At 58.9% G+C, this 13,332-nt stretch carries 12 protein-coding genes; 9 read left to right on the forward strand and 3 right to left on the reverse strand.

The features are described from left to right. Positions 1 to 4 precede the first annotated feature (4 nt). The 3 genes from treZ to ACQR35_RS02385 all read left to right on the forward strand — a co-directional run bounded on the left by treZ (position 5) and on the right by ACQR35_RS02385 (position 4,088). Positions 5 to 1,816: a malto-oligosyltrehalose trehalohydrolase gene (treZ, locus tag ACQR35_RS02375; RefSeq protein WP_430266412.1), complete on the forward strand. Its 1,812-nt coding sequence runs from the start codon at positions 5 to 7 to the stop codon at positions 1,814 to 1,816. Between the two features lie 4 nt (positions 1,817 to 1,820). Next, positions 1,821 to 2,837 carry an L-glyceraldehyde 3-phosphate reductase gene (mgrA, locus tag ACQR35_RS02380; RefSeq protein WP_430266413.1) on the forward strand — a complete coding sequence of 339 codons (1,017 nt, stop codon included), beginning with the start codon at positions 1,821 to 1,823 and terminating at the stop codon, positions 2,835 to 2,837. Between the two features lie 165 nt (positions 2,838 to 3,002). After that, on the forward strand, positions 3,003 to 4,088 hold the full coding sequence (locus tag ACQR35_RS02385) for an inositol-3-phosphate synthase (RefSeq protein ID WP_430266414.1): 1,086 nt from the start codon (positions 3,003 to 3,005) through the stop codon (positions 4,086 to 4,088). A 95-nt stretch (positions 4,089 to 4,183) separates the two neighbouring features. Here the strand turns inward: ACQR35_RS02385 and ACQR35_RS02390 are convergent, their stop codons facing one another. Together ACQR35_RS02390 and mshA are read right to left on the reverse strand one after the other, a co-directional pair. After that, complete coding sequence (locus tag ACQR35_RS02390; RefSeq protein WP_430266415.1) at positions 4,184 to 5,911, reverse strand: formate--tetrahydrofolate ligase; 1,728 nt, start codon at positions 5,909 to 5,911, stop codon at positions 4,184 to 4,186. An 18-nt stretch (positions 5,912 to 5,929) separates the two neighbouring features. After that, positions 5,930 to 7,171, reverse strand: coding sequence for a D-inositol-3-phosphate glycosyltransferase (gene mshA, locus ACQR35_RS02395; protein ID WP_430269092.1), 1,242 nt, complete (start codon positions 7,169 to 7,171; stop codon positions 5,930 to 5,932). Between the two features lie 96 nt (positions 7,172 to 7,267). Here mshA and alr point away from each other — a divergent pair, with 96 nt between their 5' ends. From alr to ACQR35_RS02425, 6 genes are read left to right on the forward strand one after another with little or no spacing between them, the layout of a single operon-like run. Then, complete coding sequence (gene alr, locus ACQR35_RS02400; protein ID WP_430266417.1) at positions 7,268 to 8,488, forward strand: alanine racemase; 1,221 nt, start codon at positions 7,268 to 7,270, stop codon at positions 8,486 to 8,488. A 14-nt stretch (positions 8,489 to 8,502) separates the two neighbouring features. Then, positions 8,503 to 9,108, forward strand: coding sequence for a tRNA (adenosine(37)-N6)-threonylcarbamoyltransferase complex ATPase subunit type 1 TsaE (gene tsaE / locus ACQR35_RS02405; RefSeq protein ID WP_430269247.1), 606 nt, complete (start codon positions 8,503 to 8,505; stop codon positions 9,106 to 9,108). Between the two features lies 1 nt (position 9,109). After that, positions 9,110 to 9,781, forward strand: a complete 672-nt coding sequence (gene tsaB / locus ACQR35_RS02410) for a tRNA (adenosine(37)-N6)-threonylcarbamoyltransferase complex dimerization subunit type 1 TsaB (RefSeq protein ID WP_430269093.1) — start codon at positions 9,110 to 9,112, stop codon at positions 9,779 to 9,781. Positions 9,782 to 9,801: 20 nt separating this feature from the next. Further along, positions 9,802 to 10,266, forward strand: a complete 465-nt coding sequence (gene rimI / locus ACQR35_RS02415; protein ID WP_430269248.1) for a ribosomal protein S18-alanine N-acetyltransferase — start codon at positions 9,802 to 9,804, stop codon at positions 10,264 to 10,266. Continuing rightward, on the forward strand, positions 10,263 to 11,342 hold the full coding sequence (gene tsaD / locus ACQR35_RS02420; protein ID WP_430266419.1) for a tRNA (adenosine(37)-N6)-threonylcarbamoyltransferase complex transferase subunit TsaD: 1,080 nt from the start codon (positions 10,263 to 10,265) through the stop codon (positions 11,340 to 11,342). The genes rimI and tsaD overlap by 4 nt, the downstream gene beginning before the upstream one ends. 4 nt (positions 11,343 to 11,346) lie before the next feature. Continuing rightward, on the forward strand, positions 11,347 to 12,138 hold the full coding sequence (locus ACQR35_RS02425; protein WP_430266420.1) for a hypothetical protein: 792 nt from the start codon (positions 11,347 to 11,349) through the stop codon (positions 12,136 to 12,138). Here ACQR35_RS02425 and ACQR35_RS02430 read toward each other — a convergent pair. After that, positions 12,135 to 13,289: a glutamate--cysteine ligase gene (locus ACQR35_RS02430; RefSeq protein WP_430269094.1), complete on the reverse strand. Its 1,155-nt coding sequence runs from the start codon at positions 13,287 to 13,289 to the stop codon at positions 12,135 to 12,137. The two genes, ACQR35_RS02425 and ACQR35_RS02430, sit on opposite strands and share 4 nt — an antisense overlap. Positions 13,290 to 13,332: the final 43 nt, after the last annotated feature.

Genomic DNA, 13,332 nt, shown 5'->3' on the forward strand with positions numbered 1-13,332 from the left:
CACTATGACTGCAAGCACCGTGACTGGGAACACTACGACTGGAGCTGCTGTGACAGGCAACAAACGATTCGATCTTTGGGCACCGAAGCTTCAGGCACCGGTCCTGGTAGCCGACGGCGCCAAATACGCTATGACGGCGGCAGCGGGTGGATGGTGGACAGCGCCTGATGCACCTAAAGATGGCGAGGCTGATTACGGCTATCTGCCGGACGCAAACGCCCAGACGCCACTGCCAGACCCACGTTCTCGCCGCCAACCGGCAGGTGTACATAACCTGTCGCGCACCTTCGACTCGGGAGCGCACAACTGGCGAGACGCCGCTTGGCGTGGCAAGGCGCTCGCCGGCTCAGTGATTTACGAACTCCACGTGGGCACGTTTACCCCTGAAGGGACCCTCGAAGCAGCAGCCACGCGCCTCGATTACCTGGCCGGGCTCGGCATCGACTTCGTGGAACTCCTGCCCGTCAACGCGTTCAACGGAACCCACAATTGGGGTTATGACGGTGTGCTGTGGTTCGCCGTGCAGGAAGAATACGGCGGACCGGCTGCCTACCAACGCTTTGTGGACGCGGCCCATGCAGCCGGGGTGGGCGTCATTCAAGATGTGGTCTACAACCACCTCGGGCCCAGTGGCAACTATCTTCCCGTCTATGGCCCGTACCTGAAATCCGGCGAAGGCAACACCTGGGGCGACTCGGTTAATCTCGACGGGCCAGGTTCTGACGAGGTGCGCCGCTACATCCTGGACAACGCCGCAATGTGGCTGCGCGACTACCACGTGGACGGGCTCCGGCTCGATGCAGTCCACGCCTTCAAGGACGAACGTGCCATCACACTCCTCGAAGAATTCGGCGAACTTGGGGCCACCATTGCTGCCGAGACTGGGATCGAACGGACAATGATCGCCGAATCGGACCTCAACGACCCGCGCCTGCTCTACCCACGCGCCGCAAACGGCTTTGGACTCACGGGCCAATGGAGCGACGACTTCCACCACGCAGTCCACGTCACCGTCAGTGGAGAAACCACCGGCTACTACGCCGACTTCGACTCCGTCGAGGTGCTCGCCAAGGTTCTCAAGGGCGGCTTCTTTCATGACGGCAGCTACTCAAGCTTCCGCTTCCGGCACCATGGGCGGCCCATAAACCCAGCGCTGGCACACCCGGCAGCGCTGGTGGTCTGCAACCAGAACCATGACCAGATCGGCAACCGAGCTACGGGGGACAGGCTGGCGCAATCACTTGCCTACCCGCGGCTAGCCCTCGCCGCAGTGCTGACCCTCACCTCACCGTTTACACCCATGCTTTTTATGGGTGAAGAGTTCGGCGCCACCACCCCTTGGCAGTTCTTCACCTCCCACCCCGAACCGGAACTCGGCCGCGCAACGGCGGAAGGACGCATTCGCGAGTTTGAACGCATGGGCTGGGACCCCGCCGTCGTGCCCGATCCGCAAGACCCCCAAACCTTCCTCCGCTCCAAATTGGATTGGGCCCAAGCCATCGCCGACGGCGACCACGCGCGCCTCTCGGAGCTATATCGCGGACTCATTGCGCTCCGCCGTGAGAATCCTGAGCTGTGGCAACTAGGCTTCGAACACACCACAGTTGATTACGACGACGGCGCACGCTGGTTGTGGTTCGAACGCGGTCCGGTGCGGGTGGTGCTGAACTTTTCCGCGGAGACGCTGCGACTCCCCACAGACAACGAGTCAGACAAAGGGATCCTCTTGCTCGCGACCCAAGACGGTGTGGTGAGCGGAGAAAATGACGTTTCTGTGCCGCCGTTCACCGCGGCCGTGCTTCGACTGGCAGGATAGCTGTATGACTTATTCTGCAGCGGAAACCCGCTACGACTCCATGCCTTACCGTCGGCTAGGCCACAGCGGACTCAAATTGCCAGCAGTGTCGCTCGGCCTATGGCACAACTTCGGTGACGACAAACGCTTCGACGTCCAGCGCGACGTCTTGCGCCGTGCCTTCGACCTCGGCGTGACCCACTTTGACCTCGCCAACAACTACGGCCCGCCCGCTGGCTCAGCGGAAACAAACTTTGGGCGTCACCTTGCCGACGACTTCCGCCCGTACCGCGACGAGCTCATCATCTCCACCAAAGCCGGCTACCACATGTGGAACGGTCCGTACGGGGAGTGGGGATCCCGGAAGAACCTGCTCTCGAGCTTGGATCAGTCCTTGGGCCGTATGGGTTTGGACTACGTTGACGTCTTCTACAGCCATCGCTTTGACCCAGAGACCCCGCTCGAAGAAACCATGGGTGCCCTCGACTCGGCTGTCCGCTCCGGCAAGGCCCTCTACGTCGGAATCTCAAACTACTCGGCGGAACAGACAGTCCAGGCGGTCAAGATCCTTCGTGAATTGGGCACACCGTTGTTGATCAATCAGCCGAACTACAACATCTTCTCCCGTTGGGTAGAGGAGGGCGAGCCCAGCCTGCTGCAAGTTCTTGACCAAGAAGGCGTTGGCTCAATCGCCTACTCGCCGCTTGCCCAGGGCGTTCTCACCGACAGGTACCTCAAGGGTGTGCCGTCCGACTCACGGGCCGCGCTGGGGCACTTCCTCAAGGAAAGCCAACTCACCGAAGCCAAAATGGATGCCGTTCGGGGGCTCAACGAGCTGGCGCAAAAGCGTAGTCAGTCGCTGGCCCAAATGGCCCTTTCTTGGATCCTGCGCGAACAGCCCGAAGGTTCGGCATCCATCACCTCGGCACTCATTGGTGCTTCAAGCGTTGAGCAGCTTGAAAACAACCTCGCAGCAGTTAATAACTTGGAATTCTCAACTGCCGAGCTTGAAGCGATCAACACCCTGTCGAAGGCCGTATAGTAACTGTCTATAGGAATTGAGGAGCGCGTCCGGGAACAAAAGTAGCTCCCGGACGCGTTCAATACTTCGGTAGACTGCTACGGTGCCGTTTTGGCACGTGGGCCGCCAAGCCGTCGTACATTTCGACCGGTTCGCAGGCGGTGTGGTGAGTAAATAAGGAGTTCCGTGTCTTCAAATCCGATTCGTGTTGCACTCGTTGGTGTAGGAAACTGCGCCGCCTCTTTGGTCCAGGGTGTTGAGTACTACAAAGATGCTGATCCCCAAGGCACCATTCCGGGTTTGATGCACGTTGAGTTTGGTAAGTACCACGTTAACGATGTGCAGTTTGTTGCCGCATTTGATGTTGACAGCAAAAAGGTTGGCCTCGACTTGGCCGACGCCATTGGTGCGAGCGAAAACAACACCATCAAAATTGCTGATGTCCCTGCATCTGGTGTCACCGTTCAGCGTGGCCACACCCTCGATGGCCTTGGTAAGTACTACCGCGAAACCATCGTTGAAGCCCCGGACGAGCCAGTAGACATCGTCGCTGCCCTGCGCGAAGCCAAAGCTGACGTTTTGGTTTGCTACTTGCCCGTTGGATCTGAACAGGCCGCAAAGTTCTACGCACAGTGTGCTATTGACGCTGGTGTGGCCTTCGTTAACGCCCTTCCGGTATTTATTGCTGGCACCAAAGAATGGGCCGACAAGTTCACCGAAGCCGGTGTCCCGATTGTTGGTGACGACATCAAGAGCCAGATTGGTGCAACCATCACGCACCGCGTTATGGCCAAGTTGTTCGAAGACCGCGGTGTGACACTGGACCGTACGTACCAGTTGAACGTCGGTGGCAACATGGACTTCAAGAACATGCTTGAGCGTGATCGTCTGATGTCCAAAAAGATTTCCAAGACACAGGCTGTGACCTCCAACATTGAGGCCGAGCTTCACGCAGACGACGTGCACATTGGTCCGTCCGACTACGTTGCCTGGTTGGACGACCGCAAGTGGGCCTTTGTCCGCATCGAAGGCCGCAACTTCGGTGACGCACCGGTGTCCATTGAATACAAGCTCGAAGTATGGGACTCACCCAACTCTGCTGGTGTGATCATCGACGCCATTCGTGCAGCCAAAATCGGTTTGGACCGCGGCATCGGTGGACCGTTGACCTCGGCATCCAGCTACTTTATGAAGTCCCCGCCAGAGCAGTTCAACGATGACCTGGCCCGCGAAAAGGTTGAAGCATTTATTCGCGGAGATATCGAGCGCTAAACCCGCCTCTGACCCGTACTGTTTAGCGCAACGCGGGGTCACTTACGGCCCATAATCCCGTCTGGGAGAGGCCGTAAGTGACCCCGTGTTGGCGTTTAAAAGAGGCCGGTGATAGTGCCGTCGGCGGAGACATCCATCCGCATCGCGGCAGGGGCCTTGGGCAGACCGGGCATGGTCATCACTGCACCGGTGAGGACCACAATAAAGCCTGCCCCGGTTTTGGGGATGAGGTCACGCACGTGCACGGTAAATCCGGACGGAGACCCCAGCTTGGCAGGGTCGTCGCTGAAGGAATACTGCGTTTTGGCCATACAAACCGGCATGTTGCCCCAGCCGTTGCGCTCAATTTCCGCGAGCCGAAGTAGTGCGGGGACAGAGAATTCCACGTCTTTGGCGCCATATATTTCCTGAACGATCCTCCGGATTTTCTCCTCCACAGGAAGATCAAGCGGGTACAAGTGTTGAAAGTCAGATTCCCGGTCTAAAGCGGCCAGGACTTTGACAGCCAGCTCGTCACCGCCATCACGGCCGCCGCCCTCGCCCCAAACGTCGGCGACGGCAGCTTCGATCCCCTCCGCAGCGCACCAATCCAGCAGCCACTCGAGTTCCTCAGGGGAGTCGTTGCTGAACTTGTTGATCGCCACTACAGGGTGCACACCAAACTTCTCGACGTTTCGCACGTGCCGCTTGAGGTTTGCAACACCGAAACTCAGCGCCTCGACGTCGGGCACGGAAAGCTTTTCTGCGGGCACGCCGGCGTGCATTTTCAGGGCCCGGATGGTTGCCACAATAACGACGGCGGATGGCGCCACTTCAGCGAATCTTGACTTGATGTCCATGTACTTTTCAGCACCCAAGTCGGCGCCGAAACCCGCCTCAGTGACCACAACGTCCGCCAAAGCGCGGGCCGTGGTGGTGGCGATGACCGAGTTGCAACCATGGGCGATGTTAGCGAAAGGCCCGCCATGAACAAGTGCGGGTGTGCCAGCAATAGTCTGGACTAGATTCGGTTTGATGGCCTCGCGTAAAAGCATGGCAAGGGCGCCTTCCACACCAAGGTCAGCCACTGTCACTGGTGTCCGGTCATAGCGGTAACCAAAAGTGATCCGGCCCAAGCGTGCCTTCAAGTCTTCAAGACTTTCAGCCAAACAAAAGACCGCCATAATTTCTGAGGAAGCAGTGATATCAAAACCGTCTTGACGAGGCACACCCTGGGTGGGTCCGCCCAACCCAATCACTACCTCCCGAAGCGTGCGATCGTTGATGTCCAGCACCCGTTTGAAGGTCATCCTGCGCGGATCGATGCCCAGCTCATTGCCCTGGTAGATGTGGTTGTCCACGAGTGCCATCAGCGCATTATTGGCCGCAGTGATCGCATGAAAGTCGCCCGTGAAATGCAGGTTGATCTGGTCCATGGGCAGCACTTGGGAATATCCGCCACCGGTAGCGCCGCCTTTCATCCCCAAGATTGGCCCAAGCGATGGCTCGCGAAGAGCGATCATGGTTTTGTGCCCCGCTTTGGCGAGCGAATCAGCCAATCCCACCGTGATGGTCGATTTACCTTCACCAGCCGGTGTGGGAGACATGGCAGAGACCAGGACTACCTTGCCGCGTTTGCCTGCCCGGTCCGTTGAAGGGGTTAGCTGGGCGGGATTTATCTTGGCTTTATGCGGACCGTACAGTTCTAGCGCATCCAGGTTAATACCTGCCTCTTGGGCGATCTCTTGGATAGGCCTGATGGTGGCGGCCTGGGCGATTTGCAGATCGTTGAGCACTTCAGACGTCCTTGTCTTTGGTGTCGAGGTCCTCGGTGTTGGGGTCATCGAAGTTCGGTGCCGCGGCTAGGGGAACGATCTCCACTGGCTCAAAGCGGCACTATAACTGTGCTCCACGCTAGCCGCTGAATGCTGCCACCCAAAGGACTGTGCGTACAAGGAAGCAGCGCGCCCCAAATCCCCGCGCGTTTGCTCGTCGTCGTATAACGCCTCCATGGCTTGCGCCCACGCCGCCGGCTGGTGCCCGTCCACCAATAGTCCTGTCCGGCCGTCGCAGACAGCGTTGCTCAGCCCACCGACTCGGGTAGCAATCACCGGCGTGCCACACGCTTGCGCCTCCAAGGCCACCAAACCAAAGGACTCACTAAATGACGGCATCGCCACCAAGTCCGCCGCACGGAACCAATCGGCCAGCTCTTGGCGCGGAACCGGCGGGACAAAAGTGACGGCGTCGAGCACGTTGTGGCGCTTGGCAATGACGTCAAGATCGTAATGACGGGCGCCGCTGTGTGCACCAATCAGGGACAAGCGCAAAGGAATACCCGGCCGCGTTTCACGCAGTAATCCAGCCGCGGCAAGCAGCACATGTGGGCCTTTGAGGCGTTGCATTCGTCCAGCGAACACCACATGAAAATCATTGGAGGGGATTCCGACGGCGGCCCGCGACTGGGCGCGGAAGGCTGGCTTAAACACATCCAAGTCAACGCCGGGGGAGACCACATCGATCCGTTCGGGCCGGGCGTTGTAGTGCGTTTGCAGCTCGCTGGCCTCAGCGGTGGTGTTGGCGATCAGGCGTGCAGCGGCGTCAACAATGCGCTGCTCACCTAGCTCGCGCAGTTTGGGTTCCGCCGCCTCGCCAGAATGTAAGTGCTGATTTTTGACCTTAGCCATGGTGTGCATTGTGTGAACCAAAGGCACGTCCCACCGGGTGGATAATTCAAGGCCAGCAATTCCAGAGAGCCAGTAGTGGGCGTGGATGAGGTCATAATGCCCGTGAGGTTGTGCGAGTTTGATCGCATCAATTTCATTGACCATGGCGTTGACCAAGTCAGGCAGGTCTTCTTTGGGAATTTTTCGGCGCGGTCCGGCCTGGACATTGTGGACACAAACTCCGGGTGCAGGATGCTCCACCAACGGTTGGGTCGGGTAAGTGGCGCGGGTAAAAATTTCCACTTCGGTTCCGCGCGCAGCCAGCGCCCCGGCTAGGGAACGGACGTAGACGTTCATGCCACCGGCGTCCCCGGAACCAGGTTGTTCCAAGGGTGATGTGTGCAGCGAGAGGAAGGCGACGCGGCGCAGCGGTGGCATGGGCGTCCCTTCTGAAGAGGCTCGAATCTAGGCTGAACACTGCAGAAAACACTACTCCTTCACACGCGCTCGGCGGGCTCCTACTAGACTTGATAAGTGACTTCTCTTGCCTCAACCGGACCGCTATCATCGCTACCCGAGCGGGCGGCCGTTATTGACCTCGCAGCGATCCGTCACAACGTCACACGATTAGCTGCAATGGTGTCGCCAGCCAAGGTGATGGCAGTGGTGAAAGCTGACGGCTATGGGCACGGCGCAATTCAGGTGGCTAGGGCAGCCCTTGAAGCTGGTGCCCACTGGCTGGGAACAGCTCACATTTCCGAGGCGCTCGCCTTGCGCGCGGCGGGTATTGAAGCGCCCCTGCTTGCATGGTTACACACCCCGGATAGTGATTTTGATGCCGCCTTGGAGGCTGGCATTGACCTCGGCGCTTCGGGCTGGGAGTTGGCCCCCATTGTTGAAGCCGCACACAGGACGCAACGTCCTGCTCGGGTGCACCTGAAGATTGATACGGGTCTTGGCCGCAACGGTTCCACCGCAGCAGCGTGGGACGAATTTGTCGGTGAGGCGGTTGAGTACCAAGACGAAGGACTCCTGCGTGTGGTGGGAATCTTCACTCACCTTGCCGTAGCCGATGAGCCTGACCGTCCGGAAACTGATGAGCAACTCGCCCGTTTCCGTGAAGCCGTGGCCGTGGCCAAGGACGCCGGAATTGACCCCGAAGTCCGCCACGTGGCGAACACTCCAGCGGCACTTTCGCGCCCAGATGCGCACTTTGACATGGTTCGACTGGGCATTGGTATCTACGGGCTTTCCCCTTTTGCGCACCACAGCTCAGCAGATCTTGGCTTAATTCCGGCCATGACCTTGCGGACGCTGGTGGCTAATTGCAAAGACGTTCCGGCCGGTCAGGGCGTGTCCTACGGGCTGAATTACGCAACGCAAGCTGCAAGCACTCTCGCCTTGGTTCCACTGGGCTATGCGGACGGTGTGCCCCGCGTAGCAACAGGTGGGCCAGTGCGAATCAACGGCGTTACCCACTCTGTGGTGGGTCGAATCGCCATGGATCAAATGGTGGTTGACCTAGGCGAACGTCCCGCGGAGTCATTGGCCACGGAGTCTTTGGTAGGTGCCGAAGCAGTCCTCTTTGGTACAGGGCACGACGGCGGACCAACCGTTGACGACTGGGCGCTCGCCGCCGGGACCATCAACTATGAGGTGGTCACCAGGATTAGTCCGCGCGTTCCGCGCGTGTACCTCCACGAGGATGTGGCGGCGGTTCAGGCACTGACCCAGTCAGGTGGAGAAGTTCTTTGACAACTAAAGATCCTATGACTACCGACGGCAACTGGCAGCGGCACTACCACTCGTCGTCGTCCGCGCAGACTCAAGCGTTTGCCGCTCAACTTGGCACGATCCTCGAAGCCGGTGACTTGTTGGTTCTCAGCGGTGAACTCGGTGCAGGCAAAACAACATTCACTCAAGGACTTGGCGAAGGTCTAGGCGTTCGGCCCGGGATCATTTCACCCACTTTTGTGTTGGTCCGGGTGCATCCCAATCTTGCTGATGGGCCCCGGCCCGGCGGTCCAGATTTGGTCCACGTAGATGCGTACCGGCTGGCTTCGGCGGCTGAAATTGATGACATTGACCTTGAAAACACCATGGATTCTGCAGTCACCGTGGTGGAGTGGGGGCAAGATCGGGTGGAACACTTGGCCGCAAGTCGTTTGGAAATTCATCTTCAACGCGCTGGAGGTGGCGAGGCTGCGGATCCACGTGTGTGGGACTTTGATCCCGAAGACGACGACGAACCCCGGGAAATTTGGCTCACAGCCATCGGTCCGCGCTGGGAATCCGGCCGCGGCCGAGAACACCTCAAGGCACTGAACTTCAACGAAACTTTAGCCCCGCGCACCGTTGCGGAAGGACCTGAATAGAATGCTCATTTTGGCGATAGACACCTCCGCGGTGGCCAGTGCCGCCTTGATAGAGGACTCGGCGCTCGAAGCCGTGGTGGGCAGTTTTTCCACGGAGGACACTAGAAGCCATGCGGAAGTTTTAGCCCCCGGAATCCACACGATGATGGCTCAAGCCGGCGTCAGCGGAGAAGATCTGGACGCGATAGTTACCGGTGTGGGGCCGGGCCCATTCACCGGCTTGCGCTCCGGCATTGCGACAGCAAGGACTCTCGCTTATGCCTGGAACAAGCCGCTTCATGGTGTGATGAGCTTGGACGCGCTGGCCCTAGAAGTGGCGGAATCTGCGCACACACCAGTGGAGTTCTTGGTGGCAACGGATGCTCGGCGAAAAGAAGTTTACTGGGCAAGGTATGGCCTTAACGATGGTCAACTGCCGGTGCTGCTGGACGGTCCGCACGTTTCAGCAGCCGCTGCGCTGCCAGTCCTTCCGGTGTTCGGCGCCGGAGCCGGGCTGTACTCAGAGGTCCTGAACGTTGGTGCCGATTTTGATCACGCGCAACCTGACGCCTCGGCTCTGGGACGAGTAGCCATGGCCAGGCTGGTAGCAGGGCAAAAATTGCTCAGCACAGCTCCTTTGTACTTGCGAGAGTCCGATGCTCAGGTGCCCGGGCCTAGGAAGCGTGCGCTGTGAGCGCGGCACTATTGCGCACCATGACCGTGGAGGACATCCCGGCCGTTGATGCACTAGAGCAGTCGCTTTTTCCCGACGATGCGTGGCCGCTGCAAATGTTTTATGACGAACTGGCCCAAACGGCTACCCGCCACTATGTGGTTGCTGAAATTAATTCAGTGGTGGTGGGCTATGCGGGGCTGATGTGTATTGAACCCATTGCTGATGTTCAGACCATTGCCGTAGCCAGTGAATATGAAGGACAGGGTATAGGTTCCAGCCTGTTGACGCTGCTGATCAACGAGGCTATTTCGCGCCGGGCCAAGGATCTTCTTTTGGAAGTTCGGGCTGATAACCCGAGGGCCCAAGCGATATATACCCGCTTTGGCTTTGAGCAGATTGATATCCGCAAGAAGTATTACCGCGGAGGTATGGACGCCATCATCATGCGCCTTGAGCTGGACAAACCGGCGCAGTCAACGAATCACCAAGGAGCCCAGCAGTGAACCGCGAGCAACCGTTGATTCTGGGAATTGAATCCTCATGTGATGAAACCGGTGTGGGGATTGTTCGTGGCACCACCCTGCTGACCAACACTGTCTCTTCCTCGATGGAAGAGCACGTTCGTTTTGGCGGTGTTATCCCGGAGATAGCCTCACGCGCGCACTTGGACGCTTTTATTCCAACACTAGAGGCGGCCCTAGCTGACGCCGGTGTAACACTGGCCGAAATCGACGCCATCGCTGTAACGGCCGGCCCAGGTCTTGCTGGGGCTCTGATGGTGGGGGTGTGTGCAGCCAAAGCCCTCGCCTTGGCCACAAGCAAACCGCTCTACGCCATCAACCACCTAGTGGCTCACGTTGGTGTGGGGCTCTTGGACAACCAAGTCTTCGCTGGGGGACTGCCAGAAAACCTCGGTGCGCTTTTGGTTTCCGGCGGCCACACCGAAATCTTACGGGTGGGTAGCCTCACCGAAGACGTGCAACTTCTAGGCTCCACCATTGACGACGCCGCGGGCGAAGCCTATGACAAAGTGGCCCGTATCCTCGGCCTGAACTACCCGGGCGGCCCGGCCATTGACGCTTTGGCTAAACAGGGAAATCCCAAGGCCATCCGCTTCCCGCGCGGCCTGAGCCAGCCGAAGTACATGGGAACCGCGGAGGAACCCGGACCGCACCGTTACGACTGGTCATTTAGCGGACTCAAAACCGCTGTGGCACGTTGCGTTGAACAGTTTGAAGCGAACGGTGAGGAACCGCCTCTGGCTGACATCGCTGCCTCTTTCCAAGAAGCGGCAGTGGACATCATCACGTCCAAAGCCGTGCTGGCCTGCCGCGAAAACGGCATCACGTCGCTACTCCTGGGCGGTGGCGTGGCGGCTAATTCGCGGCTACGTGAACTCACAGCCCAGCGGTGCGCCTCAGCCGGGATCACACTTCACGTCCCGCCAATTTCCCTGTGCACGGACAATGGCGCCATGGTGGCAGCCCTCGGTGCACAGCTGGTGATGGCTGGGAAAGAACCCAGTGGCTTGGACTTCGCCCCAGATTCATCCATGCCAGTTACCACCGTCAGCGTCTGAGTCGATGGCTACAGTGAAGCGCAGCGGCGGATTTAATCTCCTGAGCAGTTTGTCCCTCGAAGGGGACGGACACGTTAACGAAGATGCTTGTGGAGTGCGTTGGCCAGCGGCATGGGTGGTGGACGGTGCCACCTCAATGCTGAAAGAACTCGGGTTACCTGGCGCCTCAGATCCGCAGTGGTACGCCCAACAATTGAGCATGCTCCTGGCCCGGCACCATTTGGCAGGTACAGCCCAGCAAATTCTGGCAGCTGCGCTCGCTGACATGGATGTCATTGCCCAAGAACTGGTAGGTGACGAGCACGTTCGGTTCCCCTCCGCCGCCGTGATGGTGGCAGCCGTCCACAACGGTGTTCTCACAGTGGCGAGTCTTGCTGACTGTCAGGGGGTTGTTGAACTTTCAGATGGTTCCCGGCACAGCTTGGGTACACCGCTTGTGGATGAATCGCTGAGCCCGGAAGAGCACATTCTTGCCCGCCAGCGGCGCAACACTAGCGATGCTGGTGTGTGGGTTGCCCGGCGTGAGGCAAGCGCCGCGAGCCACGCCCGCATCCAGGAATTCGCTGACGTAAAGCGGCTCATGATGTGCTCTGACGGTGCTTGGCTTGCGGTACAGCGACGCATTGTCAGTGCCGAACAGCTGGCCGTTTTGGCCAGCGATCCCGTCACCGTTTTGGAGCTGACACATCGCTTGCGTTTGGTTCAGCGTAAAGCCGGAGAAAAGGCCGACGACGTCACTTTTCTTTCGCTCGAAATCTCACCGTCGAACGAGGCGAAGCCGGTCGAGGAAAACTAGAGTTCGGGGCCGCCGCGCATTTGCTTGACCAGGTCCAAGACCACGGCCTGAAGATTTCCGCCATTCGCCTCGGCAATTCGGCGCTGGCGTTGGTATCCAGCGCCTCGATCGATGATTTTTTCAACGTCTGAAAGCTCTTGAGCGCAACCCAAACGGGCAGCAATAGGCTCCAAACGGTTGAGTACGTGTTCGCGCAAGTGATCGGTCACAAGCTGTTCGTTGCCGTCGCCGTCGAGAATGATGATCGCGTCCAAACCGTAACGAGCGGCGCGCCATTTGTTCTCTTTAACGAACCACCGGGGCATGGCCGGAATGCGCCACCCAGAATCCAAGACGTCGGAGAACTCTTGAACTAAACATTGTGTCAGTGCGGCGATGGCGCCGACTTCCTCGAGCGTAGACAGGCCATCGCAAATCCGCATTTCCACTGTGCCAAGGGCGGGTACGGGGCGGATGTCCCAGCGAATCTCGCTGCCTGCGTCGATCACACCGGTGGTGAACATGTCCTGGACGTAGCTCTCATATTCAGCCCAGGTGTTGAAACGGTACGGGAGTCCGGCAGTGGGTAATTGCTGGAACATCAAAGCGCGCTGGGAAGCGTAGCCGGTGTCCTCGCCGCCCCAAAATGGGCTCGAAGCGGACAATGCCTGGAAGTGCGGTAAGTAGTTGGTGAGCCCGTCCATCACGGGCAGGGCCTTGTCCCGATGGTCAAGACCAACGTGAACGTGCACACCATAGATCACCATTTGCCGGCCCCACCATTGGGTTCGGTCAATGAGTTTGGCGTAGCGCTCTTTGTCAGTGACCGGTTGCAGCTGCGGCGGGCTGAAGGGATGGCTTCCGGCGGAGAAAACTTCTACACCCATGGGATCGGTGACTTCACGCACTGCCGCGAGGGACGCCTCTAAGTCAGCCTTTGCTGTGCCCACGCGGCGGTGCACACCTGTCACCAGCTCCACCGTATTCAGTAACAGCTCTTGTTTGATGTGCGGGTGCTCGTCGTCCTCGTTCAGGGTCCGGTGCTTGGCTGAGACGCCACGCAAAACTTCATTGGCCACGGAAGCGAGTTCACCAGTGGTGGCATCAACCAGAGCAAGTTCCCATTCAATGCCAAGTGTCGATTGGTCCGACTGTGCGAATTCAATCGACATGTGACTCCTAGAGTGGTGCGAGGTGGCTGTGACGGGCGTTTTC

Origin of the sequence: Pseudarthrobacter sp. J1738, assembly GCF_050490315.1 — a bacterium.
GTDB lineage: Bacteria > Actinomycetota > Actinomycetes > Actinomycetales > Micrococcaceae > JBNPEO01.